The sequence below is a fragment of the Actinoplanes sp. NPDC024001 genome (assembly GCF_040638955.1).
In the GTDB taxonomy this organism is placed as follows: domain Bacteria; phylum Actinomycetota; class Actinomycetes; order Mycobacteriales; family Micromonosporaceae; genus Actinoplanes.
The window spans coordinates 1-23,615 of record NZ_JBEZZB010000161.1; the positions used below are offsets into that span (position 1 = coordinate 1).

Here is a 23,615-nt window from a genome sequence, read left to right on the forward strand (position 1 = left end):
CGCTCCTCGGCGAGGTGCAGGCGCTGCGCGAGGGCCTCGGCGCCGCGAGCGTGGAGACCGCCCTGCTGCGGCAGGTCCCGTCCCGCGCGGCGGACGCCACCAGCCTCGTCCCGACCGTACCGGCCGCCGACGCCACCGCGGTGGTGCCGCCGGTCCCGGCCGGCACCTATCAGGCCTCGCACCGCCCGTCCTGGGCCCGGCTGCCCGAGCAGGGCGGCCGTGCCGTGCCGCACCGCCGGGCCGCCGCGCCGCCGCCGGGCGGCTTCTTCTCCGACCGGCGCCGCGTGGTGCTGACCTCGCTGATCGCCCTGATGGCCGTGGTCATCCTGGGCAGCACCTGGTGGGTGACGCTGGGCCGCTACACGGACGCGCCCACGCTGGTCAACATGACCAGCGCGCAGGCGACGGCGTATGCGAAGGACCAGGGTTTCGAGATCCTCGTGGGTGACGGTGTCTACAGCGAGACCGTGCCCAAGGACTCGGTGGTGAACCAGAACCCGGGCCCGCAGCAGAAGATCGTCAAGGGCGACAAGATCACCGTGAACCTGTCGCTCGGCCCCGAGGTCCACCCGGTGCCGGACGTGGTCGGCATCGAGCTGGCCGCCGCCAAGGCCGAGCTGGAGAGCCTGCGGCTCAAGGTCAAGGAAGGCAAGAGCCAGTACAGCGACACCGCCCCGGAAGGCGTGGTGATCTCCACCGACCCGAAGGCGGGCGAGCAGCTCAAGCCGGGTGCGACCGTCACGGTCGTGCTGAGCAAGGGCCGTGCGCCGATCACCGTGCCGAACCTGGTGGGCAAGAACATCAACGAGGCCCGCGGTGAGCTGCAGCGGCTCGGCCTGAACGCGCTGGAGCGCCCCAAGGACAGCGACAAGCCGGCCGACGAGATCCTCGCCCAGTCGATCAAGCCGGGCACCGGGGTCGCCAAGAACACCGAGATCACCCTCGACGTGAGCAACGGCCCGCCGCTGATCGTGGTCCCGGACGTGATGAACCAGCCGTGTCAGCAGGCGGCCGCCACCCTGCAGGGCGCGAACCTGCGAGCCCGGCTGGACGTCAACCCGAACGGTTTCGTGCGGCTGCAGAACCCGGGCGCCAACACCCCCGTGCCGCCGCAGACGGAGATTGCCCTGACGTGTCTCTAGACCGCCGTATCGGGTCGCACACGAAGACGTCGGGAGGGCTGGCCAAGGCCGCCCTTCCGTACGTCGACGCGGCCGGCTCGGAAACCCTGCAGGTGTACGTCTCCAACTCGCGCGGCTGGGCGTTGCCGGCCGGCGACCCGAAACAGGACACCCTGTTCCGGGACGGCTGCGGTGAGCGCGGGCTGCCCGCCTACATCCACGCCTCGCTGCTGGTGAACCTCGGCTCGCCCACCGAGCTGACGGTGGAGCGGTCGATCGCGACGCTCGCGCACGCCCTGGACCGGGGCAAGGCGATCGGCGCGACCGCGGTCGTCTACCACGCCGGCAGCTCGGTCGACGAGGCGCACGCCGACAAGGCCATGCACCAGCTGCGCGAGTCGCTGCTGCCGCTGCTCGACCGGGCCGCCGCGGAGGGCCTCCCCCGGCTGCTGGTCGAGCCGAGCGCGGGCGGCGGCCGCAGCCTGGCCTCCAAGGTCCAGGACCTGGAGGCCTACCTGGCCGCGGTGGAGGGCCACCCGTGGCTGGGCGTCTGCTTCGACACCTGCCACGCCTGGGCGGCCGGCCACGACCTGGCCACCCCGGGCGGCATGACCGAGACGCTGGACGCCCTGGTCGCCGCCGCCGGCCCGGGCCGCCTCCAGCTGATCCACGCGAACGACTCGAAGGACGAGTGCGGCTCCACCCGCGACCGGCACGAGACGATCGGCAAGGGCCGGATCGGCACGGCCTCGTTCGCCGAGCTGTTCACCCACCCGGCCACCGCCGGCGTTCCGGTCATCGTGGAGACGCCGACCGTCGAGCACGAGGGCCACGCGGCCGACATCGCGCTACTGAAGGGGCTCCGCTCCCAGTAACCCGGCGAGCCGGGTGGCCGGCTCCTCGCTGGTGGGGGCGCGGAGCAGCTCGATCCGGTGCACCAGGCGGGGTGACCCGATCGGCACGCCGGTAAGGCCGGGTCGCTGCGCGACCAGCGGCGCGGGCAGCACGATCAGGCCGTGGCCGGCCGCGGCCAGGCCGGCCAGAACGGTGACGTCGGCGCCGTCGTAGCGCAACCCGGCCCGCAGGCCGTCGACCGGGAGCCGGGAGAACGGCGCCACGGCGGGAGCGTCGATCCAGTACGCGTCCGCGAGGTCACCGAGGCTCAATTCGCTCCGCCGGGCCAGCGGGTGGCCGTCGGGCACCGCCACGACCGCCGGGCCTCCGGCCACCCCCACCGCTCCCTGCCCGCCGGGCTCGGGCAGGCGCAGCGGATCGTTGGGGGCGGTGAACCCGTCGACCAGCGCGAGGTCGATCTCGCCGGTCGCCGCGGCCGTGACGATCCGGTCCCGGTCGGCGACCAGCACGTGGCTGTGCAGGCGCGCCGACTCGCCCCGGATCCGGGCCAGTGCGGCGGACATCTGCTCGGTCCAGGCCAGCGGGGTGAGGCCGAGGATCAGCCGGCCGGGTGGGGCGACGGCACGGGTCACGTCGGCGCGGGCGGCTTCCAGGCGTACCAGAAGGAGCGTGGCGTGCCGGTGCAGCCGCTCGCCGGCCGTGGTGAGCGCGACGGGCCGCCTGGTCAGCAGTGCCGTGCCGAGGTCTGCCTCGAGCGTGGCGATCTGCTGGGAGACGGCCGACTGGGTGTAGCTGAGCCGCTGGGCGGCGGCCGAGAAGGAGCCGGTCTCGGCAACGGCGACGAAGGTGCGCAGCAGATGGGGATCCACATCACGGATGCTAATGCCCGGCTCAGTATTCATCGTTGGACGTGATGTCGGGGTGCGGCCGAGGATGGACACATGATTTCGATCGCCCTGGTCGGTGACCGGTCCCCGGCCGTCCGAGCCCACACCCGCATTCCCGCCCTGCTCGACGTGCTCCGCGACAGCGAGGACATCGACGTCTACTGGATCCCGACGCAGGACGCCGGGGACGCGGACGCTCTCCGCGGGTTCTCCGGCATCTGGATGGTGCCGGGCAGCCCGTACCGGAGCCCGGAGGGCGCGATCGCCGCGGCCCGGCTGGCCCGCACCGCCGGCATCCCGTTCCTGGGCACCTGCGGCGGTTTCCAGCACGCGATGCTGGAGTTCGCCCGCAACGTGTGCGACTTCGGCGACGCGCAGCACGCCGAGTACGGCGAGGCCGGCGACGACGAGCTGGTCGTCGCGCTGGCCTGCTCGCTGGCCGGGCACGAGGCCGTCGTCGACCTGGAGCCGGGCTCGCTCATCGAGCGCCTGCTCGGCGCCGCCCGCACCGTCGAGCGCTACCACTGCAGTTACGGCCTCGCGGCCGCCCACCTGGACCTGCTCCGGGCGCACGGCATGCGCTTCACCGGCCACGACGACGCCGGCGAGGTCCGGGTCGCCGAGCTACCCGGCCACCCGTTCTACCTCGCCACGCTCTTCCAGCCGGAACTCGCCGGGGACGGCTCGGACCCGCACCCGGTGATCCGGGGCTTCGTCCGGGCCGCCGCAGCCCGTCAGGAGAGCAGCTCGCTCAGGACCGCGATCGCGTGATCGGTCGCGGCGTCGTCCAGGTCGAGGTGGGTGACCAGGCGGGCCGTGCGGGGCAGCATGGCGGCGATGAAGACGTCCCGTTGCGCGGCCTCGGCGGCCAGGGTGGGCGCGTCCAGGGCTGACTTCGTCAGGTCCAGGGGCACCAGGTTGGTCCGCACCTGAGCCGGGTCCACCACCCCGTACGGCGCCAGCGCCTCGGCGATGCGGTGCGCCCGCTCGTGGTCCTCGGCCAGCCGGCGTACGTGATGGTCGAGGGCGTAACGCCCGGCGGCGGCGAGGATGCCGACCTGCCGCATGCCGCCGCCCATCCGCTTGCGGATGATCCGGGCCCGGGCGATCTGCTCCCGGCTGCCGATCACCAGCGAGCCGACCGGCGCGCCGAGACCCTTGGAGAGGCAGACCGACAGGGTGTCGAAGAGCGTGCCGTACTCGGTCAGCGGCACCCCGTCGGCGACGTGCGCGTGCCAGATCCGGGCGCCGTCGCAGTGCAGGGCCAGCCCGTGGGCGTCGGCGACCGCGCGCAGGTCTCGCAGCGCCGAGAGGGAGACCACGCCGCCTCCGCCGAGGTTGTGGGTCTGCTCGACGGCGATCGCCGCGGTCGGCACCGACGGGTAGCCGGCCGGGCGGATCATCGCGGCGATCCGGTCCACGTCCAGGGCGGCGCCGTCGGACGGCCAGGTGCGGGTGGAGATGCCACCGAGGGCGGCGGCCGCGCCCAGCTCATAGGTGACCACGTGCGCATCGGCGCCGGCCAGCAGCTCACCGCCCGGCGGCACGACGAGTTGCAGGGCGATCTGGTTGGCCATCGTGCCGGACGGGGCGAACAGCGCCGCCTCGTGCCCGAACAGCGCCGCGACGTGGTTCTCCAGCGCGTTGACCGTGGGGTCGTCGCCGAAGACGTCGTCGCCGACCGCGGCGGTGGCCATCGCCTCCCGCATCCCGGCGGTGGGCCGGGTGACGGTGTCAGACCGGAGGTCAGCCACGGAGCATCTCCGCGACCAGGAAGGCCAGCTCCAGGCTCTGCTGGGTGTTCAGCCGCGGGTCGCAGGCGGTCTCGTAGCGATCCGGCAGGTCGAGGTCCTCGATGCCCTGGGCGCCGCCGAGGCACTCGGTGACGTCCTCGCCGGTCAGCTCGATGTGGATGCCGCCCGGATGGGTGCCGAGGCCGCGGTGCACCTCGAAGTAGCCGAGCACCTCGTCGACGACCCGGTCGAAGTGGCGGGTCTTGTAGCCGTTCGACGACTCGTGGGTGTTGCCGTGCATCGGGTCGCACTGCCAGACGACCTTGGCGCCGGCCGCGGTCACCTTCTCCACGATCGGGGGCAGGGCGTCGCGGACCTTGCCGTTGCCCATCCGGCTGATCAGGGTGAGCCGGCCCGGGATGTTCTGCGGGTTCAGCTTCTCGCAGAGCTCGATCGCGGTCTCCGGCGAGGTGCCGGGGCCGAGCTTCACGCCGATCGGGTTGGCGATCCGGCTGATGAAGTCGATGTGCGCGTGGTCGAGCTGCCGGGTCCGCTCCCCCACCCAGAGGAAGTGGCCGGACAGCCCGTAGGCCTTCCCGTTCGAAACCCGGGTGAGCGCCCGGTCGTACTCCAGGGCCAGCGCCTCGTGCGAGCAGTACAGGCTGACCGTGCGCAGCGCCTCGCTGTCGGTCATGCCGCAGGCCCGGATGAAGTCGAGCGCCCGGTCGATCTCGCGGGCGATCGCCTCGTAGCGCTCGCCCGCCGGCGAGGCGCGCACGAAGTCCTTGTTCCAGTCGTGCAGGCCGTGCAGGTCGGCCAGGCCACCGGCGAGGTACGCGCGGAGCATGTTCATCGCGGCGGCGGAGTTCGCGTACGCCCGGATCATCCGCTGCGGGTCGGCCACCCGGGCCGCCTCGTTCGGGTCCAGCGAGTTGATCAGGTCACCGCGGTACGCGGGCAGGCCCAGCGAGTCGGTCATCGACGAGCGGGGTTTGGTGTACTGCCCGGCGACCCGGGCGACCTTCACCACCGGCATCGAGGCGCCGTAGGTCAGCACCACCGCCATCTGCAGCAGGGTGCGCGCGTTGGCCAGCAGGTGGCTCTCGGTGTTGTCGGCGAAGGTCTCGGCGCAGTCGCCGCCCTGCAGCAGGAACGCCCGCCCCTCGCACACCTCGGCGAGCCGGGACCGCAGCTGGTCCACCTCGTAGGGGGCGACGATCGACGGGACGTTGTCGAGGACCTTGCAGACCTCGGCGACCTCGGCCATGTCCGGCCACGGCGGCATCTGCACGCGCGGCAGGCCCCGCCAGTGGTCGAGGCCGAGGGCCTCGTCCTCCGCGGAGTTCGTGGACGGGCGGGACGTCTGGAAGGCGGTGTTACCCACCCCCGGGTGACTGAGCTGATGCCACTCACGGCGCATAACTTCAAAGCCTACGAAAGAGGGGCACCGACCTTGCGGCCGGTGCCCCTCCGTCCCAAATCAGATCAGAGGTTGCTCTTGATGGCGGTGATCAGCTCGCCGTTGGTGGTGTCACCGGAGAGCTCCCAGAAGAACGCGCCGCCGAGACCCTGGGTCTTCGCGTAGGTCATCTTGCCGGCGATGGTCGACGGGGTGTCGTAGCTCCACCAGTTGTTGCCGCAGAAGGCGTAGGCGGTGCCGGCGACCGTACCGGTGGCCGGGCACTTGGTCTTGAGGACCTTGTAGTCCTCGATGCCCGTCTCGTAGGTGCCCGCGGCGCCGCCGGTCGCGGTGCCACCCGGAGCCGCCTGCGTGACGCCGGTCCAGCCGCGGCCGTAGAAGCCGATGCCGAGCAGGATCTTGCTGGCCGGGATGCCCTTGCTCTTCAGCTTCTGCACCGCGGCGTCCGAGTTGAAGCCGGCCTGCGGGATGCCGTTGTACGAGGTCAGCGGCGAGTGCGGGGCGGTCGGACCCTGAGCGGCGAAGGCGCCGAAGTAGTCGTAGGTCATCGGGAAGATCTTGTCCATCTTCGTCGCCGCGGTGGCGTAGTCGGTGGCGTCGATCTTGCCGCCGTTGGAGCCGTCGGCGGTGATGGCGGCGGTGATCAGGGCGCTCGAGCCGAACTTGGTGCGCAGCGCGGAGATCACGTTGTTGAACGCGTTCGGGCCGGACGTGTCACAGGTCAGGCCGCAGGCGTTCGGGTACTCCCAGTCGATGTCGATGCCGTCGAAGACGTCCGCCCAGCGGGGGTCCTCGACCAGCTTGTGGCAGGAGTCGGCGAACGCGGCCGGGTTCTTGGCCGCCTCGGTGAAGCCACCGGACCAGGTCCAGCCACCGACCGAGTAGATCACCTTGATGTGCGGGTACTTCTTCTTCAGCTTGCGGAGCTGGTTGAACGAACCGCGCAGCGGCTGGTCCCAGGTGTCCGCGACGCCGTCGACGCTCTCCGCGGCGGTGTAGGCCCGCTCGTAGTCGGCGTAGGAGTCACCGATCGTGCACTTGCCGCCGGTGGTGTTGGCGAACGCGTACAGGATGTGGGTGAGCTTCGAGGCCGAGCCGGACGTGTCGATGTTCTTCACGTGGTAGCCGCGGCCGTAGACGCCCCACTCGGCGAAGTAGCCGACGACCCACTTGCTGCCCGTCGGCGGGTTCGTGGTCGGCGGGGTGGTGGGCGGCGTCGTCGGAGGGGTGGTCGGCGGCGTCGTGGGAGGCGTGGTCGGCGGGGTGGTGGGCGGCGTGGTGCCACCGCAGACTCCGTTGTCGACCCAGACGGCCCACTGGCTGCTGTTGGTGGCCGGGGACTCGCCCTGGGTCCACCACTTGGCGGTGTAGTTCTTGCCGTTCTGTGAGGCGACGTTGTCCTTCACATATGTGGCGGTGGCGCTCCATGCGGGGGCACAGGCGACGGCGGCGGACGCCGAGACGGCGGGCACCGCGATGCCGGCCGCCAGGACGACCGCACCGGCAAAGATCGCCCGGCGGGTGGTTTTAGACACGGGGATGTCTCCTCAACAGTTAGGAAACTTTCCAAAGAGAGGGTTGAGGAGACGGTAGTCACATCGATTAACAACAGTCAAGCGAGGTGAACACCTTTAAGGTCGCTTTAACATCACGCGGCGACCAGCGACGGGATGCGTTCAGATGGACACAGCGCGTAGTCTTCCGTCATGACCATCTTCGACGTCGACATTGACGCCCTCACCGGTGGCCCGACCGAATTGGACCGTTACCGCGGATCGGTCGTGCTGGTGGTCAATGTGGCCTCTCGCTGCGGACTGACCCCGCAGTACGCCGGACTCCAATCCCTCTACGAGACCTATCGCGACCGTGGCCTGGTGCTGGTCGGCGTGCCGTGCGACCAGTTCGGCGGCCAGGAGCCGGGCACCGCCGAGGAGATCGCCGAGTTCTGCTCGGTGAACTACGGGGTGACCTTCCCGGTGACCGAGAAGGTCGAGGTCAACGGGCCCGGACGGCATCCGCTCTACCGCGAGCTGGTCGGCGACGGCGAAGACATCCAGTGGAATTTCGAGAAGTTCGTGGTGGCGCCCGACGGCGCCGTCGTGGCCCGCTTCGCCCCGGGAACCGCACCGGACGACAGCCAGCTGGTCAACACCGTCGAGAAGTTCCTCCCCCCATCCGACCGCCCCGCCACCGCCCCTGACCGGACTGAAGACCCACTCGTTCCATGAGCATCCACGTCATAGGCGTCGACGCGTACGCCCTCGGCTGGGTCGGCGTCGAGCTGCGCGACGGCGCCTTCGGGCGTGCCGTGCTGGCGTCCACGCTCTACGAGATCGTCGCGGGCAGCTCCGGGGCCGCGGTGATCGGCGTCGACATCCCCCTCGGCATGCTCCCGGACCGCTGGCGCGCCGCCGACACCCTCGCCGCCGACCAGCTCGGCCCGCGCCGCGGCAGCGTCTTCCGGGTGCCGCCGCGCGCGGTCTGGGAGGAGACCGACTTCGCCTCGGCCAACCGGGTCTGCCGCGAGCTCACCGGCGCCGGCCTGAGCCGCCAGTCCTGGGCGCTGCGTCCCAAGCTGCTCGAGGCCAACGCCATCTGGGAACGCCACCCCGGCCTGCTCTTCGAGGCACACCCGGAGATGTCCTTCCGGACCATGGCGGGCGAGCCGCTGCCGTACGCGAAGAAGACCTGGAGCGGCCAGGCCCGCCGCCGCGAGCTGCTGGCCCGGCACGGCATCGTGCTGCCGGACCGCCTGGGCCCGGCGGGGCAGGCCCCGCCGGACGACATCCTGGACGCCGCCGCGGTCGCCTGGACCGCTCACCGCGTGGCGACCGGCGCGGCACTCAGCCACCCCAGCCCACCCGAGGAGAGCAACGGCAGCAAGATCGCGATCTGGTATTAAGACCCTTTTCGGTACGGGCTACCGAAGCGCCCGTGGCCAAGCGCGATCACCTGCCACACCGGGCCGAAGCGCGACCGCCGGGCTTAAGCACGCGGTCCAGCTGACCCCCAGTGCTGCTTCGCGCGGCCCCAGACGACGCTCAGCGTCAGCTGACTACACCGGCTGCCGCCCAGTGCTGCTTTGCGGGGCCCAAGACGACGCTCAGCGTCAGCCGACTACACCGGCTGCCGCCCAGCGCTGCTTCGCGCGGCCGCGGGCGACGCTGAGCGTCAGCCGGATCAGCGGGCCTGGTCGGCGATCTCGCGGGCCCGGTCGCGGGCCGCCTCGAGCGCGCCGAGCAGGGCCGCGCGGACCCCGTGCTTCTCCAGCTCGTGGATCGCCGCGATCGTGGTGCCCGCCGGCGAGGTGACCGCCTCGCGCAGCTTCACCGGGTGCTCGCCGGAGTCGCGCAGCATCACCGACGACCCGATGGCGGTCTGCACGATCAGCTCATGGGCCACCTGCCGGGGCAGACCGAGCAGGATGCCCGCGTCGATCATCGCCTCGACGAGCAGGTAGAAGTAGGCCGGGCCGGAACCGGAGAGCGCGGTGACCGCGTCCTGCTGCGACTCCGGAACGCGCAGGGTGGCGCCGAGCGGCTTGAACATCTCCTCGGCGATGGCCAGGTGCTCGCCGTTGGCGTGCGGGCCGGCTGAGATCGCCGTCATCGCCTGGTCCACCAGCGCCGGGGTGTTGGTCATGACCCGGACCACCGGCGTGCCCTCCGGCAGCCGCGCGGCGAAGAAGCTGGTCGGCAGCCCGGCACAGAGCGAGACCACCAGCTTGTCGGCGGGGATCTTGCCGCCCACCTCGTCGAGCAGCGTCGCGGCGTCCTGCGGCTTCACCGCGATGGCCAGGATGTCGGCCCGGGTCACCGCCTCGGTGTTCTCCACGACCGTCACGCCGTACCGCTCGGCCAGCTCGGCGCCGCGAGCGGCGCGCCGGGCGGTGACCAGCAGCCGGGAGGCCGGCCAGCCGGACCGCAGCAGGCCGGAGAGGACGAGTTCACCGATCTTGCCGGCCCCGATGACCGCGACGGTGTGCTTGGGCAACGCGCATCCCTCCACGGATGAGGGCCGGGGGAAGTCCCCCGGCCCTGCGCCGAACTCAGTTGCCGAAGAAGACCTCAGCCTCTTCGTAGCGCTCCAGCGGAACGGTCTTCAGCTCGCCGGTGCCCTCGATCAGCGGGACCCGGACGATGTCGGTGCCGCGCAGCGCCATCATCTTGCCGAAGTCGCCCTCGTGCACCGCGTCGATCGCCTGCAGGCCGAAGCGGGTGGAGAGGACCCGGTCGAACGCGGTCGGGGTGCCGCCGCGCTGGATGTGGCCGAGGACGACGGTCCGGGCCTCCTTGCCGGTCTTCTCCTCCAGCTGCTCGGCCAGCCACTGGCCGATGCCGCCGAGGCGGACGTGGCCGAAGCTGTCCAGCTCCTGGTTGTGCAGGATCATCTGGCCGTCGAGCGGCTGGGCGCCCTCGGCGACGACCACGATCGGCGCGTACTCGACCTGGAAGCGCTTGGTCACGTACGTGGCGACCTGCTCGACGTCGAACTTGCGCTCCGGCAGCAGGATGACGTTCGCGCCGCCGGCGAGGCCGGCGTGCAGCGCGATCCAGCCGGCGTGCCGGCCCATGACCTCGACGACCAGGGTGCGGTGGTGCGACTCGGCGGTGGTGTGCAGCCGGTCGATGGCCTCCATCGCGATGTTCACCGCGGTGTCGAAGCCGAAGGTGTAGTCCGTGGCGTTCAGGTCGTTGTCGATCGTCTTCGGCACGCCGACGACGTTGACGCCCAGGTCGTGCAGCTTGGTCGCGACGCCGAGGGTGTCCTCGCCGCCGATCGCGACCAGCGCGTCCACGCCCTGCTCGGCCAGGTTGGCCTTGATCTTCTCGACGCCGCCGTCGATCTTGAACGGGTTGGTGCGGGAGGAGCCCAGGATGGTGCCACCGCGCGGCAGGATGCCACGGACCTCCGCGATGCCCAGCGGCTTCGTCAGGCCCTCCAGCGGGCCCTTCCAGCCGTCCCGGAACCCGACGAACTCGTGGCCGTAAGCCGTGACGCCCTTGCGGACGACAGCCCGGATGACCGCGTTGAGACCGGGGCAGTCGCCGCCACCGGTGAGCACGCCGATACGCATTTTTCTTCCCCCTGGATCGGGTAGCGAGATGCGGATAGCCCGTCGAGGCCCCTGGGACGATTCGGTTCGGCAGCGTTGCCGGGCCCGGGGCGGGCCGCAACCGGAACTCTAGTCGCCGCCCGGGACCCGGTCGAAGCCGCCCCGCTAAAGCCTGACGGTTTCGTTCTCGCCCGCGTCCGGCGTCTTTCCGGTAACGACCGCCTTGGCGTACCCGAGCAGCGTGACGACCTTCGAACTGTGCGCCGCCTCCCAGTACTCCGCGGTCTGCGTGGTCACCTTGACCAGGGTCAGGTTCGGCGTGTCCAGGCCGTCCGGGAACCACGCCTTGAGCGGGGCGCTCCACAGCTGCTCCGCCTTGGCCCGGTCGTCCACCCGCGAGGCCGCGCCGGCGATGGAGATCCAGTTCTGCTGCTTCGGGTCGCTGAACGCCACGTTGACCTGCGGGTAGTGGCTGATCTGCGCCACCAGGTCGGAGTCCGCGTAGGCGAAGAACCACAGGTCACCGTCGAACTCCACCTCCTGCAGGGCCATCGGGCGGCTGACGTGCCGGTGGTCCTCGGTCATCGTGGTCAGCATGCAGATCCGCGCGTCGGCCACCATCTTCTTGACCTTGTCGCGTTGCTCCTGCTCGGTGCCGGACATGTCGTTTCCTCGCTTTCTCCTCGGCTAGCGCCCGAACTTCCCGCGAGGGCACCGCTCAAACCGCGAACGGCCCGGCTGGACATCCAGCCGGGCCGATCTCCGCCGAGGGTCAGTGGGCCATCGCCGGCGGCGCGTCCGGGTCGACGTCCAGCGGGCCGGTGCGGAACAGCAGCGCCGCGACGATCGCGGACAGGACGAAGAAGCCGGCCGACCACCAGAAGACCGTGTGGTAGCTCGAGAGCGCGGCCTCGGCCGCCAGCAGCGGCGTCGGCTCCTTGCCGGCCGCGTAGTCCGTGGCCGCGCTGGCGGCGAACGAACTGAGCAGCGCGGTGCCGATCGAGCCGCCGATCTGCTGCACCGTGTTGATCATCGCGGAGGCGACACCGGCGTCCCGGTGCTCGACGCCCGAGGTCGCCGCGTTCTGCGTCGGTGCGAAGACCAGGCCGAGGCCGAGGCCGATCACGATCAGGCCGGGCAGCACCCCGCTCGCGTACGACGAGTCCAGCTCCAGCCGGGTCAGCAGGACCATGCCGCCCGCCGCGATCAGCGCGCCGACCGGGACCAGCGGCCGCGGTCCGATCTTCGGGGCCAGCATCGAGCCGGCGGTGGTCGCGGTGAGCATCACCGCGCCGAGCATCGGCAGGAACGCCAGACCGGTCTCGACCGGGGTGAACCGCAGGATGCCGGCCAGGTAGTAGGTCAGGAAGAGGAAGATGCCGAACATGCCGGCGCCGGCGATCGCGATCGAGGCGTAGGAGCCGCCGCGGTTGCGGTCGAGCACCACACGCAGCGGCAGCAGCGGGTGCGCCACCCGGCGCTCGATCAGCACGAAGGCGGTGAGGAAGACCAGGCCGGCGACGATCGGGCCGAGCGTCATGGCGTCGGTCCAGCCGTCGGTCTCGGCGTTGGCCAGGCCGTAGACGAGCGCGACCAGGCCGGCGACCGCGGTGACCGTGCCCGGGATGTCGATCTTCCCGTGGGCGGGGACCGGCTCGTCGCGGAGCTTGGTCATCGCGCCGAGCACGGCGATTGCGGCGATCACCAGGTTGACGTAGAGGCACCAGCGCCAGGAGACGTACTCGGTGAGCACGCCGCCGAGCAGCAGGCCGATGCCGCCGCCGGCGCCGGAGATGGCGCCGAAGATGCCGAACGCCTTGCCCCGCTCGGCCGGCTCGGTGAAGGTCGTGGAGAGCAGCGACAGCGCGGCCGGGGCCAGCGCCGCGCCGAAGACGCCCTGCAGTGCGCGGGCCACGATCAGCAGCTCCAGGCTGCCGGCCGCGCCGCCGAGCGCCGAGGCCAGGGCGAAACCGACCAGGCCGATGATGAACATCCGCTTGCGGCCGAAGAAGTCGGAGAGCCGGCCGCCGAGCAGCAGCAGGCTGCCGAACGCGAGGGCGTACCCGGTGACGACCCACTGCCGGCCGTGGTCGTCGAAGCCGATGTCGGCCTGGGCGGTGGGCAGCGCGATGTTCACGATCGTGGCGTCGAGCACCACCATCAGCTGGGCCAGCGCCAGCACCACGAGCGCCCACCAGCGGCCGGTCTCACGTACAGCGGCCTCTGGCCGATCAATCAGGGTGCTCATGCACAGCCTTCCCGAAGTTGAGGTACGTCCTCCACTTCGGCAGGCTAGCAGCGGAAGTTGAGGATTGCTCTCCACTTAGATGTAGGCTTGCCCACATGACCGAGACCGAGGCCCGGCCGCTGCGGCGCGACGCCCAGCGCAACCGGGAGCGGATCATCCAGGCCGCGCGCGAGGTCTTCGCCGCCCGCGGTTTCGCCGCCACGCTGGACGACGTCGCCCATCACGCGGGTGTCGGGGTGGGCACCGTCTATCGCCGCTTCCCCACCAAGGAGGCGCTGGTCGAGGCGGTCTTCACGGACCGGCTGGAGGATCTCGTCACGCTCGCCGAGGAGGCGCTCACCGAGCCGTCGGCCTGGGACGGGCTGACCGGTTTCCTGCGCCGGTCGGCGCGGATGCACGCCACCGACCGCGGCCTGCGCGACGCCGCGCTGAGCATGGACGAGCACCACTTCACGCAGGCGGGTGAGCACATCGTGCCGTTGCTGGAGCAGCTGATGGCGCGGGCGCACGCCGAGGGCTCGCTGCGGGCGGATGCCGGGTTCCGCGACTTCCCGATCATCATGGCGATGGTCACCGACCTGGCGCAGCAGAGCGCCGAGTGCCGGCCGGACCTCTACGAGAGATATCTGGAGCTGGTGATCGACGGGCTGCGGGCCCGGCCGGACAACGGCGATCTCGGTGCGGAGCCGTCCGAGACCGACGTCCGGGCGATCATGCGGGAGTGCGTCCCACCACTGGAGACGCGGCGCCGCTAGGCGGTCTTGAGCATGGCCTGCCAGCGGGCCAGGTTGTGCCGGGCGTCGACCAGGGCGTCGTGCCGGCCGGCCATCTCGGGCAGCGGCGGGCGGTTCAGGTCGTCCCAGCGCTGGCGCAGGTCCTTGGTGAACCGGGGGATCTCCCGGGGCAGCGCCGGCATCGCTCCCCACAACTGGGCGAGCGCCACATGGTCGTACGCCGCGTACCAGGCCCAGAGCTCCATCTGCTCGTTGCGGCCCCGGATCGGCTCGACCAGGAACTCGTAGAGGTCCTCGCGGATGCGCTCCCGGCTGCGCCACGCCTTGTCGGACGGGGACGGCAGCTTGTCGAGCACGTTGCGGCGCACCCAGGGCACCGCGCGGGAGTCGTCGAACTCGGTGCTGACCGCGTAGAACTCGCGGCCGAACTCGTCGACGACGCCGATCGAAACGAGGTCGACGATCCGGCCGTCCTCGATGAATTCACAGTCATAGAAATAGCGGTAAGGCATCGCTGACATCCTCGCCCATAGTCATCCGGGCATGGACTCCAGGGCCTGCCTCGCCCGGCTCAGCTCATCGCCGAGTCCCTGCCGGGCGGCCCGGTCCGCCTGCACGGCCCAGCGCAGCCGGAGCAGCACCGGCAGCGCGGCGTCCAGTTCGTCGGCGCTCACCGGCCCCGCCGCCCGGTAACCGTCGAGCAGTTCGGCGGCCTGCTCCGGGCCACCCGCGTAGGCGACCGCCGCGGCCACGTCGTAGACCAGCGGGCCGGTGCCGCTCGCCCCGCAGTGCAGCAGGCCGGAGCGGCCGGTCGCGGTGTCCAGCACGAACGTGTCCGGCGCCGGGTCGCCGTGCAGCACACCGTAGGTCAGCTGATCGGTGACGGTGAGCCGGGTGGCCGCGGTCACCGCGGCGGCGACCGCTCCGCGCAGCCACGGCTCGGCGCCGAGATGCGGCGCGTCCACGTCGATCAGCTGCCACGGGCGCAGCCCCGGATGGCGGAACTCCCGCAGGGCGCGGTGCACGGCGCCGAGCCGCTCGCCCCACCACTGCTGGTCGACCGGGTCGCGCCCGTCGAGATGCCGGCCGGGGACGCGGCGGAGCACGGCGAGAGCCCCGTACGGCGTCTCCGCGGTCAGCCCGCCGCCGAGCGTACGGATCGGCTCGCCCGCGTCGATGCGTACGCCGCGCAGGTGTTCGGCGGCCATCAGGCCGGCCTCGATCTGCTGCCGTGCGGCGCTCTCGGCGAGCCGGGCCACGTAGTGGCCGTCGCCCGCGACGACCTCCCAGCCGCGCGACATCAGGGTCGCCGGCCGCTCGGTGATCTCGGTCGGAACGAGGTGCCACTGGTCGCGCAAGGTCGATCGAAGAAGCTCATCATCCGGCACGGCGGGATTATCTCGGCACAAGCCGCTAATGCGACGGACAGCGAGGGCGACAATCACAGAAGGCGATGGGTGGTTTACAGATTGCTACCGAAGCGACATGATCGTACGGAGCGAGCCTTCGATGTCCGGGCAGGAATGGCGTTCGAGGCACGCTTCGTGCTAATAGTGATCGTTCGCGTCGTGGGGCCGGCGCCGGCCGGGTCGACGCGGTCCCCATCGGGGGAGGGATAACGCCGTGGACCATCGCATGCCGGATTCCGGTGACGCGTTAACCGGCGTGGACATGTTCGCCGGGCTCGAGCCGGACGTTCGGCAACGGGTCATCGCGGCGGCCGTCCCACGTCACTACCGCAAGGGGCAGATCCTCTTCGTGGAGCACGATCCCGGCGACTCGCTGATCATCATGAAGCGAGGCGCCGTCGCGGTTTTCCGGACCGCGCCGACCGGCGAGCGCGCCGTGCTCACCGTCGTCCGCCCGCCCGATGTGCTCGGCGAGGTGTCCCTGCTGGACGCCTCGACCCGCAGCGCGTCCGCCGAGGCGATCGAGGACTCGCAGGCCCTGTCGCTGTCCCGGGCCGCCTTCATGGACCTGGTCCACTCCAACCCGCGGATCCTGGACGCGGTGATGCGCTCGGTCGGCGGCCTGATCCGGCGGCTCACCGAGCAGAACGCCGATCACGTCTTCCTCGACCTGCCCGGCCGCGTGGCGAAGACCCTGGTCCGGCTCTCCGGCGAGAGCCAGGCGCCGATGATCACCATCGAGCTGAACCAGAGCCAGCTGGCCGAGATGGCCGGCGGCTCCCGCCAGAGCGTGAATCAGGCGATCGGCTCGTTCGCCAGCCGCGGCTGGCTGCGCACCGAGGGCCGCCGGATCGTCGTCACCGACGTCCAGGCACTCCGTCGCCGCGCCGGGATGGGGAGTTGACGGGCGCCTCGATCGTGGTCTTCAGCGTCGAGGCGTAAACGTCGACGTACTCCCGGCCGGAGAGGGCCATCAGCTCGTACATGATCTCGTCGGTGATCGCCCGCTCGACGAAGCGGTCGCCGCGCTGGTCCGCGTACCGGGAGAAGTCGAGCGGCTTGCCGATCCGGATCCGCACCCGCTTGACCTTCGGGATCAGCGTGCCGGTCGGCTGGATCTCGTCGGTGTTCAGCAGGGCCACCGGGACCACCGGGGCGCCGCTCTCCAGCGCCAGCCGGGCCACGCCGGTCTTGCCGCGGTAGAGCCGCCCGTCCGGCGACCGGGTGCCCTCCGGGTAGATGCCGGCGACGTTGCCCTCGCGCAGCACCCGCAGCAGGGTGTCGAGGGCCGCCTGGGCGGCCTGCCCACCCGAACGGTCCACCGGGATCGTCCCCGCGCCGACGAAGAACATCCGCGAGAACCAGCCCTTGATCCCCTTGCCGGTGAAGTATTCGGCCTTGGCGACGAAGGTCACTTTCCGCTTCATGATCAGCGGGGTGAAGATCGAGTCGGAGAACGAGAGGTGGTTGCAGGCGAGGATCACCGGACCGGAGCGAGGTACGTTCTTCAGGCCCTCCACCTTGGGGCGGAAGACCAGTCTCAGCAGCGGTCCGAGGACCACCAACTTCAGCAGCCAGTAGAACACTGACGTCCTTTCAGCGGATGCCGCCGGGCGTCGGGGCGACAGAAAGCGTACGAAGCGGGGGCGGCGCGCCACAATCGCACTCCCGCAACAGGCGCCTGCCGTGTCACCATTCAAGGCACGGTCGGCAAGGGGGTGCATCGGTGACAACGGGTGGCGCCCGTCGTGGGCGGCGCGACAACGGGCTCGACGCGGCCGACTACGCCGCGGCGGGTGACGTGGATCCACGGGTCGGTGAGCACCTGCTCGACGTGCTCGCGGCCGGCGGGATCGCGGCGTATCTCCAGCCCACGGCGGATCAGAACCCCATCCTGCGGGCCACCACGCTGCCCGCGCGCCCGATCGACCGGCTGTTCGTCGACCGGACCCAGTTGGCGACCGCGCGCGAGCACCTGCAGAAGGTGACCGGCGGCGCGCCACCCACCCCGCCCCCGGCGGATCCCCGGCCGCAGGCCGAGGTGGACGCCGAGTGGGACAAGATCATCGCCGGGTTCCACACCACCGCCGACGACGACGCCGCCACACCGTGGCCGGCCGTCGAGGGCGTCGATCCCCAGGAGCAGCAGCGCCCGCCGGCTCGCCCGGTGACCGAGGAGGGCACACCGCTGAACCGGCGGCGCACCGACCCGCAGGAGCCGTCGATCCTCTACGGACTCGACACGTTCGGCGCCGACCTGCCGCCCGACGACGAGGACGACGAGGACGAGCGCTACATCCCGCCACCGCCCCCGCCGATGCCGCACATCTCGAAGTACGCGGTGATGGGCCTGCTCGGCGTCGTGATCGGGTTCGTGCTCTTCCTCTTCCCGCGGCTCATCCCGGTCGACGAGCGGCTGGTGACCTTCCTCGGGTTCGCCGCGATCGTCGGTGGCGCGGTCACCCTGGTCTGGCGGCTGCGCTCGGGCCACGACGACGACGAATTCGACGACGGCGCTGTCGTATAGACCGATGTTGGTGTTCGGCCAGTAACCTACGGTGATGCGTCAGAGCTCATTCGTGGTCGTCGCCAACCGTCTGCCCCTGGATGACAACGCCGCACCGGACGGCGCCTGCGAATGGCGCCGCAACCCAGGTGGCCTGGCCAGCGCCCTGCACGCGATCCTGGCACCGACCCCGGCGACCTGGGTCGGCTGGGCCGGCGGGGTCGGTCCGGCGCCGGCCCTGCCGGACATGGGCAGCCTGCGCCTGCGGCCGGTGGCGCTGACCGGGGACGAGCTGCGCGGCTATTACGAGGGGTTCGCCAACTCGACGCTGTGGCCGCTCTACCACGACGCGGTGCAGCAGCCGGTCTTCCAGCGGGACTGGTGGGAGACGTACCGGACGGTCAACGAGCGGTTCGCCGAGGCGGCCGCCGAGGTCGCCGAGGAGGGCGCCGCCGTCTGGGTGCAGGACTACCACCTGCAGCTGGTGCCGCGGATGCTCCGGGACCTGCGCCCCGACCTGCTGATCGGGTTCTTCATGCACGTGCCGTTCCCGCCGCCCGAGCTGTTCATGCAGCTCCCCCGCCGGGTCGAGCTGCTGCGCGGGATGCTCGGGGCGGACCTGGTCGGCTTCCAGCGCGAGCAGGCGGCGCACAACTTCGCCCAGCTGGCGCAGAAACTGCTCGGCGCGGACGCCACCGACCACGCCATCACGGTCGACGGGCGGACCGTGCGGACCGGGGCGTTCCCGGTCTCCATCGACGTCGCCGAGATGCGGGCGCTGGTCACCCGCCCGGACGTGGTCAGCCAGGCGAAACAGCTGCGGCACGACCTCGGGCAGCCCAAGCGGGTGCTGCTCAGCGTCGACCGGCTGGACTACACCAAGGGCATCGAGCACCGGCTCACGGCGTACAGCGAGCTGCTGCGCGACGGGTACGTGAAGGTCCGCGACACGGTGATGGTGCAGGTCGCCGTCCCCAGCCGGGAACGGGTGGAGAGCTACCGGGGCCTGCGCGACCGGATCGAGGGCGAGGTCGGCCGGATCAACGGCGAGTACGGCCGGGTCGGCGAACCCGCCATCCACTACCTGAACCAGCCGTTCGCCCGGGCCCAGCTCGCCGCCCTCTACCAGACCGCGGACGTGATGGTGGTGACCCCGCTGCGCGACGGCATGAACCTGGTCGCCAAGGAGTACGTGGCGGCCCGCGAGGACGGCACCGGCGCCCTGGTGCTCAGCGAGTTCGCCGGCTCGGCCGCCGAGCTGGAGCAGGCGTTCCTGGTCAACCCGCACGACCTGGACGGGCTCAAGGAGACGCTGCTGCGCGCCATGGAGGCCGAACCGGCCGACCTGACGGCCCGGATGACCGCCATGCGGCAGCACCTGGCCGGGCACGACATCCTGGCCTGGGCCCGGGCGTACCTGACCGCGCTGGACCACACCGGATCCCTCGCGGAGCGCCTGCCCGGCGCGAAACGGCGGATCCCCCGGCAGCGGTCAGTGAACCCGCGCGGGTAACTGCTTGCCGAGCCAGTCGAGGATCGCGTCGATCGGCTCGGCCCAGCCCGGCTCCAGCATCAGGTCGTGCCCCATGCCGGGGAACAGCAGCGGCGCGCCGCCGTAACGGGCGGCGGCCCGGTCCAGCGCGGCGCGGCGCACCACCCGGTCATCGGGGCTGCCGGCCACCAGGATCGGCGGTGCGCCGACCGGCCTGGGCAGCGGCGCCCGGGTGAGCAACTCGGCCCGCGGGCGGGCGTCCACCCGCTCCAGGTGCCGCGCGGCCTCCTCGGCCGGGAGCTCGGCGCTGAACAGCTGCCGCGGCGCCAACCGCAACCGCCCGCCGAACAGCGCCGGGAACGTGCCGAACGGGTTGCTGCGCAGGGCGGCGCCGAGCGCGGCCCAGCCGTCCAGCACCGGGGCCACCAGGACCGCCGCACGGGCCGGGTAACGGCCCAGGGCGCGGGCCACCACCAGGGCGCCGACCCCGTGGCCGACCAGCACGGCCTGCCGGGGCAGCGAGGCGGCCACCTGGACCACGTCGTGCACCTGGGCACGAAGGTCACCGCCGGTCCGCGGGGTGACCGCGTGGGCCGGGTAACCGCGCCCGGCGGTGTGCCCGAGCCAGTGCCCGGCGTAGATCCACGCCCCCTGCCCCAGCCCCGGCACGAACAGCACCGGCGGGTTGCCCTCGTCGTCGTCCGGCAGCAGGGAGACGACCTCACGCTCGGCGGGCGGCACCGGATCGGTCCAGTCGTCGAAACGAAGCACCTCAGGACTCCATCTGCTTCAGCAGGCCCGCCACGGCACGCAGGTAGTCGATGTGGTCGACCTCGAACCAGTGGCGCGAGGACGGCACCACCCGGCGGCGCGACCAGGAGGCCAGCGGCCGGGTGGACTCCCTCTGCTGCACGGCGGCGGCCCGGTCCGGGTCGGTCATCCGCAGGCGCAGCCAGCGGGCCACCGCGACGCTCTGCCAGTGGGCCAGCGGCAGCACCCCGGAGTCCGGCTGCAGCAGGCCGACCACCGCAAGCGTCGGATGCTTGCGGGCGAAGGCGTGCAGGTGCAGGTCGGGGCGGCCGTGCTCGTCGGTGTCCAGCAGCTCCGGCTCGAGGAAGTCGAACCGGGGCCGGTAGCCGGTCGCGGTGATCACCAGATCGGGTTCGACCCGGCGGCCGTCGGCCAGCTCCACCGCCGCGCCGTCGAAGCGCACCACATCGGGCACCGGGCGGATCCGGCCGTGTCCCAGGTAGTAGGGCAGCAGGCTGTTGACGACCGGATGACTCTCGTACGGGCGGTGGTCCGGCTCGGGCAGCCCGAAGCGGGTCACGTCGGCGGTGAAGCGGCGGTAGAGCCACCGGCGCAGCCACAGCGGCAGCCGGTACCGCAGGGCGCGGTCGTTGACCTGGTCGGCGGGGCGGCCGAAGAGGTACTTCGGTGCGTACCAGTAACCGCGGCGGGTGGAGTGCCACACCTCGGTGGCCTGCTGCGCCGCCTCGACGGCGATGTCGCAGCCGGTGTTGCCGCCGCCGACCACCAGCACCCTGCGACCGCGCAGTTTCGCCGGGTCCTTGTACGCCGAGGCGTGCATCACCTCGCCGCGGAACTCCCCCGGGATCTCCGGCTTGAGCGGGGACCAGTTGTGCCCGTTGGCGACCACGATCGCCGCGTACCGCTGGGTGCGCGAGGAGCCGCCGCCGGTGGACCGGATGGTCACGTCCCACCGGCCGTCGCCGGCGGGCACGGCGGAGACCACCTCCATGCCGAACCAGATGTGCTCGCCGAGACCGAAATGCTTCGCGTACCGCTCCAGGTAGGCGAGCACCTGGCTGTGGTGGGGATAGTCGGGCCAGGTGTCCGGCATCGGGAAGTCGGGGAACTCGGTCAGTGGCCGGGACGAGATGAGATGGGTGCTCGCATAGACCGGGCTGCGGTCGTGACGCCAGTTCCACGCGCCGCCGACGCCGGTCTCGCGCTCGTAGCAGTCGACCGCGAAGCCCAGCTCGCGCAGGTTCTTGATCGCGGTGAGACCGCTGGCGCCGGCACCGACCACACAGACGGCGTCGCGACGGTCACCCGGGTCGGGGGAGTCGTGCACCCGGCGATCCTTGCAGACCTCAGGGCTCGGAGGAAGGGAGCAGAAGGTCCGCGACGACCGGTAGATGATCACTGGCTGCGCGGGCCCGCTCGGTCGAGATGATCTCGTAATGTTCGATGGCTGTCCCGGGGCTGACGAAGATGCCGTCGATCCGCCGCTGGGGCAGCGTGGCCGGGAAAGTGGGCACGTCGTCGCCGGACGACAGCAGCCCGTCCTCGACCGTCCGCCAGGCGCCGCCGCCCGGCCCCTCGTTCAGGTCGGCGGCGGCGATCAGCGGGCCCTCGACCGCGGACAGCTCGGCCTTCCAGCGGGCCGCCTGGGCGGGCCGCTCGGCCGGATCGGTGGCCAGGTGGGAGCCGGAGACGGTGAAGGTGGCCCCGTGGACCGCGCCCTCGGCGAAGACCGCGCCGCGCAGGTGCCGGCCCGGGGTGAGCGGATAGCGCAGGCACCACGTCCGGCGGATCGCCACCCGCAGGCTGACCAGCAGCAGGTTGCCCAGCGAGGGCAGGCCGCCGGCGGCCACCACCAGGCCGGTCTCAGCGGCCAGGAAGGCGCATTTCTGCCGCCAGAGGAAGCGGCGCGGGGCCTCCTGCACGACCAGGACGTCCGGGGCCAGCTCGCGGATCAGGCCGACCAGCGCGGCCCGGTCGTCCCGCAGCCCGTGGACGTTGTAGCTGACCACTCGCAGCGGGACGCCGGACATGTGCGCGGGGACTATCCGGCGTACCGGGCGAGGTCGGCGGCGCCGACCACACCGGCCACGTTGCCCATCTGGGCGGCCCGCACCTCGGCCACCGGGAAGCGGTTGCGCTGGGCGAGCTGATCCCGGTAGGTGCGCTCGGCGGGGCCCATCAGCAGCGGCCCGGCGTCGATCACCCCGCCGCCGATCACCAGGATCTGCGGGTCCAGGCTCTGCGCCAGGTCGGCGAGGGCGACGCCGAGCCAGTAGCCGACCTGCGCGAACGCGTCCATGGCGACGCCGTCGCCGGCCCGCGCCGCCTCGGTGATCTGCCGGCCGGTGATCGCCAGGGCGTCGCCGCCGGCCAGCTCCAGCAGTTTCGCGGCGCGTTCCGGTTCCTGGCGCGCCCCGGCCCGGCCGAAGCGGACCAGCGCGTTGCCGCTCGCGTACTGCTCCAGGCAGCCGAGCCGGCCGCAGCCGCACGGATGCCCGTCCGGAACCGACTGGATGTGGCCCAGCTCGGCGGCGATGCCGTTGGCCCCGCGCCAGAGCTTGCCGTTCAGCACGATGCCGCCACCGATACCGGTCCCGACGGTGATCATGACCATCGAGTCGTCCGCGTGCCGGGCCACACCGAACCGGAACTCCGCCCAGGCGGCCACGTTGGCGTCGTTGTCCAGCACGGTGGGCAGACCGACGGCCTTGCTCACATAAGCCTGCAGCGGCTCGTCACGCCAGGCCAGGTTCGGCGCGAACAGCACGGTCGAACCGGCGGCGTCGATCCACGCGGCGGCGCCGATCCCGATCGCGGTGGCGTCCGGGTACTGCGCCGCCAGCTCGGCGGCCACCTCGACGATGGTGTCCCGGGTGCCGGCCGGGTCCTCCGCCGGCGTCGGCCGCCGGTTCGACGCGAGCACGTTGCCCCGCTCGTCGACCACGCCACCGGCGACCTTGGTACCGCCGACGTCGATTCCGATGGTCAGCGTCACGCTGCCCGTCCCCTCTGCAAACAGTTCACACCGCGTCGCCGGAGCGGGCGTCGTCGCCCGCAGCCGCGTCGCGGTCCTCGGGCGCCGAAGCGCCCAGGTCATGATCCACGCTACGGTGCGCGGCCGCGTCGCCAACGGCGGCCTCCGCGGTGGCCATGGCCCAGACGTCGGACCCCGGCCCGGACCGGGCACGCGCGGCGCTCCCGCTCGTGCCTCCATCGTCCGGTGTCGAGGGGGAACTGGGTGCCCGGTCCCGGGAAGTGGTCGGCCCCGCCGCTGCCCCGGCGCCCTGCCGGGCAGCCTCAGCGCCCTGGCGGGCCTCCTCAGCGCCCTGCCGAGCCTTCTCAGCGGCCCGGCGGGCCTGCTCGACGGCGCGGGCCACCGCCTC

24 protein-coding genes and 1 pseudogene are annotated in these 23,615 nt (G+C 71.8%); 9 read left to right on the forward strand and 16 right to left on the reverse strand.

The features are described from left to right. Together AB0F81_RS40745 and AB0F81_RS40750 are read left to right on the forward strand one after the other, a co-directional pair. On the forward strand, positions 1-1,142 hold a 1,142-nt coding region (locus AB0F81_RS40745), incomplete at its 5' end, for a PASTA domain-containing protein (protein ID WP_360207165.1). Then, the gene (locus AB0F81_RS40750; RefSeq protein WP_360207168.1) at positions 1,133-1,996 is read left to right on the forward strand and encodes a deoxyribonuclease IV; all 864 of its coding nucleotides are present in this window, start codon (positions 1,133-1,135) and stop codon (positions 1,994-1,996) included. The genes AB0F81_RS40745 and AB0F81_RS40750, both read left to right, overlap by 10 nt. Here AB0F81_RS40750 and AB0F81_RS40755 read toward each other — a convergent pair. After that, positions 1,970-2,845: a LysR family transcriptional regulator gene (locus AB0F81_RS40755; RefSeq protein ID WP_360207170.1), complete on the reverse strand. Its 876-nt coding sequence runs from the start codon at positions 2,843-2,845 to the stop codon at positions 1,970-1,972. The two genes, AB0F81_RS40750 and AB0F81_RS40755, sit on opposite strands and share 27 nt — an antisense overlap. A 72-nt stretch (positions 2,846-2,917) precedes the next feature. Between AB0F81_RS40755 and AB0F81_RS40760 the strand changes: the two genes are divergently transcribed. Next, positions 2,918-3,634 (forward strand): hypothetical protein, encoded by a 717-nt coding sequence (locus tag AB0F81_RS40760; protein ID WP_360207173.1) that lies wholly within the window; start codon positions 2,918-2,920, stop codon positions 3,632-3,634. Here the strand turns inward: AB0F81_RS40760 and AB0F81_RS40765 are convergent. The 3 genes from AB0F81_RS40765 to AB0F81_RS40775 form a co-directional block, all read right to left on the reverse strand. Continuing rightward, positions 3,598-4,617, reverse strand: coding sequence for a GntG family PLP-dependent aldolase (locus AB0F81_RS40765; RefSeq protein WP_360207175.1), 1,020 nt, complete (start codon positions 4,615-4,617; stop codon positions 3,598-3,600). The two genes, AB0F81_RS40760 and AB0F81_RS40765, sit on opposite strands and share 37 nt — an antisense overlap. Beyond that, positions 4,610-6,016, reverse strand: a complete 1,407-nt coding sequence (locus tag AB0F81_RS40770) for a class II 3-deoxy-7-phosphoheptulonate synthase (RefSeq protein WP_360207177.1) — start codon at positions 6,014-6,016, stop codon at positions 4,610-4,612. The genes AB0F81_RS40765 and AB0F81_RS40770 overlap by 8 nt, the downstream gene beginning before the upstream one ends. Before the next feature lie 65 nt (positions 6,017-6,081). Then, positions 6,082-7,551, reverse strand: coding sequence for a glycosyl hydrolase family 18 protein (locus tag AB0F81_RS40775; RefSeq protein ID WP_360207180.1), 1,470 nt, complete (start codon positions 7,549-7,551; stop codon positions 6,082-6,084). Positions 7,552-7,722: 171 nt separating this feature from the next. On the opposite strand from AB0F81_RS40775, the gene AB0F81_RS40780 reads away from it, so the two are divergent. Next, positions 7,723-8,244, forward strand: coding sequence for a glutathione peroxidase (locus tag AB0F81_RS40780; RefSeq protein WP_360207183.1), 522 nt, complete (start codon positions 7,723-7,725; stop codon positions 8,242-8,244). After that, positions 8,241-8,918, forward strand: a complete 678-nt coding sequence (locus tag AB0F81_RS40785) for a DUF429 domain-containing protein (protein ID WP_360207186.1) — start codon at positions 8,241-8,243, stop codon at positions 8,916-8,918. The genes AB0F81_RS40780 and AB0F81_RS40785 overlap by 4 nt, the downstream gene beginning before the upstream one ends. Positions 8,919-9,196: 278 nt before the next feature. Here the strand turns inward: AB0F81_RS40785 and proC are convergent, their stop codons facing one another. The 4 genes from proC to AB0F81_RS40805 form a co-directional block, all read right to left on the reverse strand. Beyond that, positions 9,197-10,009, reverse strand: a complete 813-nt coding sequence (gene proC, locus AB0F81_RS40790) for a pyrroline-5-carboxylate reductase (RefSeq protein WP_360207188.1) — start codon at positions 10,007-10,009, stop codon at positions 9,197-9,199. 55 nt (positions 10,010-10,064) lie between these two features. Further along, a complete protein-coding gene (locus AB0F81_RS40795; protein ID WP_360207190.1) occupies positions 10,065-11,093 on the reverse strand; it encodes a 6-phosphofructokinase in 1,029 nt (342 codons plus the stop codon). A gap of 144 nt (positions 11,094-11,237) precedes the next feature. Then, positions 11,238-11,735 carry a pyridoxamine 5'-phosphate oxidase family protein gene (locus tag AB0F81_RS40800; RefSeq protein ID WP_360207193.1) on the reverse strand — a complete coding sequence of 166 codons (498 nt, stop codon included), beginning with the start codon at positions 11,733-11,735 and terminating at the stop codon, positions 11,238-11,240. 109 nt (positions 11,736-11,844) lie between these two features. Continuing rightward, entirely contained in the window at positions 11,845-13,320 is a 1,476-nt protein-coding gene (locus AB0F81_RS40805) for a DHA2 family efflux MFS transporter permease subunit (protein ID WP_360207196.1), read from the reverse strand. 95 nt (positions 13,321-13,415) lie between these two features. Here AB0F81_RS40805 and AB0F81_RS40810 point away from each other — a divergent pair, with 95 nt between their 5' ends. Continuing rightward, entirely contained in the window at positions 13,416-14,075 is a 660-nt protein-coding gene (locus AB0F81_RS40810) for a helix-turn-helix domain-containing protein (RefSeq protein ID WP_360207199.1), read from the forward strand. Here the strand turns inward: AB0F81_RS40810 and AB0F81_RS40815 are convergent. Both AB0F81_RS40815 and AB0F81_RS40820 read right to left on the reverse strand, forming a co-directional pair. Next, positions 14,072-14,566, reverse strand: a complete 495-nt coding sequence (locus AB0F81_RS40815) for a polyadenylate-specific 3'-exoribonuclease AS (RefSeq protein WP_360207202.1) — start codon at positions 14,564-14,566, stop codon at positions 14,072-14,074. The two genes, AB0F81_RS40810 and AB0F81_RS40815, sit on opposite strands and share 4 nt — an antisense overlap. Positions 14,567-14,587: 21 nt before the next feature. Further along, complete coding sequence (locus AB0F81_RS40820) at positions 14,588-15,442, reverse strand: phosphotransferase (protein ID WP_360207204.1); 855 nt, start codon at positions 15,440-15,442, stop codon at positions 14,588-14,590. Positions 15,443-15,677: 235 nt separating this feature from the next. Here AB0F81_RS40820 and AB0F81_RS40825 point away from each other — a divergent pair, with 235 nt between their 5' ends. Further along, a complete protein-coding gene (locus AB0F81_RS40825) occupies positions 15,678-16,367 on the forward strand; it encodes a Crp/Fnr family transcriptional regulator (RefSeq protein ID WP_360207207.1) in 690 nt (229 codons plus the stop codon). On the opposite strand, the gene AB0F81_RS40830 is transcribed toward AB0F81_RS40825, so the two are convergent. Continuing rightward, a complete protein-coding gene (locus AB0F81_RS40830; protein ID WP_360207209.1) occupies positions 16,321-17,049 on the reverse strand; it encodes a lysophospholipid acyltransferase family protein in 729 nt (242 codons plus the stop codon). The two genes, AB0F81_RS40825 and AB0F81_RS40830, sit on opposite strands and share 47 nt — an antisense overlap. Positions 17,050-17,189: 140 nt before the next feature. Between AB0F81_RS40830 and AB0F81_RS40835 the strand changes: the two genes are divergently transcribed. Both AB0F81_RS40835 and AB0F81_RS40840 read left to right on the forward strand, forming a co-directional pair. Then, positions 17,190-17,990 (forward strand): DUF308 domain-containing protein, encoded by an 801-nt coding sequence (locus AB0F81_RS40835; protein ID WP_360207211.1) that lies wholly within the window; start codon positions 17,190-17,192, stop codon positions 17,988-17,990. A gap of 34 nt (positions 17,991-18,024) precedes the next feature. Next, positions 18,025-19,482 carry a trehalose-6-phosphate synthase gene (locus AB0F81_RS40840; RefSeq protein WP_360207214.1) on the forward strand — a complete coding sequence of 486 codons (1,458 nt, stop codon included), beginning with the start codon at positions 18,025-18,027 and terminating at the stop codon, positions 19,480-19,482. Here the strand turns inward: AB0F81_RS40840 and AB0F81_RS40845 are convergent. From AB0F81_RS40845 to AB0F81_RS40865, 5 genes and pseudogenes are all read right to left on the reverse strand, one after another. Beyond that, positions 19,462-20,232, reverse strand: a complete 771-nt coding sequence (locus tag AB0F81_RS40845) for an alpha/beta fold hydrolase (RefSeq protein ID WP_360207217.1) — start codon at positions 20,230-20,232, stop codon at positions 19,462-19,464. The genes AB0F81_RS40840 and AB0F81_RS40845 overlap by 21 nt on opposite strands. 1 nt (position 20,233) lies before the next feature. Further along, on the reverse strand, positions 20,234-21,559 hold the full coding sequence (locus tag AB0F81_RS40850; protein WP_360207220.1) for an NAD(P)-binding domain-containing protein: 1,326 nt from the start codon (positions 21,557-21,559) through the stop codon (positions 20,234-20,236). Between the two features lie 19 nt (positions 21,560-21,578). Then, positions 21,579-22,262: an endonuclease/exonuclease/phosphatase family protein gene (locus AB0F81_RS40855; RefSeq protein WP_360207223.1), complete on the reverse strand. Its 684-nt coding sequence runs from the start codon at positions 22,260-22,262 to the stop codon at positions 21,579-21,581. A gap of 11 nt (positions 22,263-22,273) precedes the next feature. Then, positions 22,274-23,227: an ROK family glucokinase gene (locus tag AB0F81_RS40860; protein ID WP_360207225.1), complete on the reverse strand. Its 954-nt coding sequence runs from the start codon at positions 23,225-23,227 to the stop codon at positions 22,274-22,276. A 25-nt stretch (positions 23,228-23,252) separates the two neighbouring features. Further along, a pseudogene (locus AB0F81_RS40865) lies at positions 23,253-23,615 on the reverse strand (hypothetical protein); the annotation flags it as partial.

Coding starts and splice junctions, on each gene's coding strand:
- AB0F81_RS40760 (WP_360207173.1), top strand. CDS start 2,918: ATGATTTCGATCGCCCTGGTCGGTGACCGGTCCCCGGCCGTCCGAGCC.
- AB0F81_RS40770 (WP_360207177.1), bottom strand. CDS start 6,016: ATGCGCCGTGAGTGGCATCAGCTCAGTCACCCGGGGGTGGGTAACACC.
- AB0F81_RS40780 (WP_360207183.1), top strand. CDS start 7,723: ATGACCATCTTCGACGTCGACATTGACGCCCTCACCGGTGGCCCGACC.
- AB0F81_RS40785 (WP_360207186.1), top strand. CDS start 8,241: ATGAGCATCCACGTCATAGGCGTCGACGCGTACGCCCTCGGCTGGGTC.
- AB0F81_RS40795 (WP_360207190.1), bottom strand. CDS start 11,093: ATGCGTATCGGCGTGCTCACCGGTGGCGGCGACTGCCCCGGTCTCAAC.
- AB0F81_RS40800 (WP_360207193.1), bottom strand. CDS start 11,735: ATGTCCGGCACCGAGCAGGAGCAACGCGACAAGGTCAAGAAGATGGTG.
- AB0F81_RS40805 (WP_360207196.1), bottom strand. CDS start 13,320: ATGAGCACCCTGATTGATCGGCCAGAGGCCGCTGTACGTGAGACCGGC.
- AB0F81_RS40810 (WP_360207199.1), top strand. CDS start 13,416: ATGACCGAGACCGAGGCCCGGCCGCTGCGGCGCGACGCCCAGCGCAAC.
- AB0F81_RS40815 (WP_360207202.1), bottom strand. CDS start 14,566: ATGCCTTACCGCTATTTCTATGACTGTGAATTCATCGAGGACGGCCGG.
- AB0F81_RS40840 (WP_360207214.1), top strand. CDS start 18,025: ATGCGTCAGAGCTCATTCGTGGTCGTCGCCAACCGTCTGCCCCTGGAT.
- AB0F81_RS40855 (WP_360207223.1), bottom strand. CDS start 22,262: ATGTCCGGCGTCCCGCTGCGAGTGGTCAGCTACAACGTCCACGGGCTG.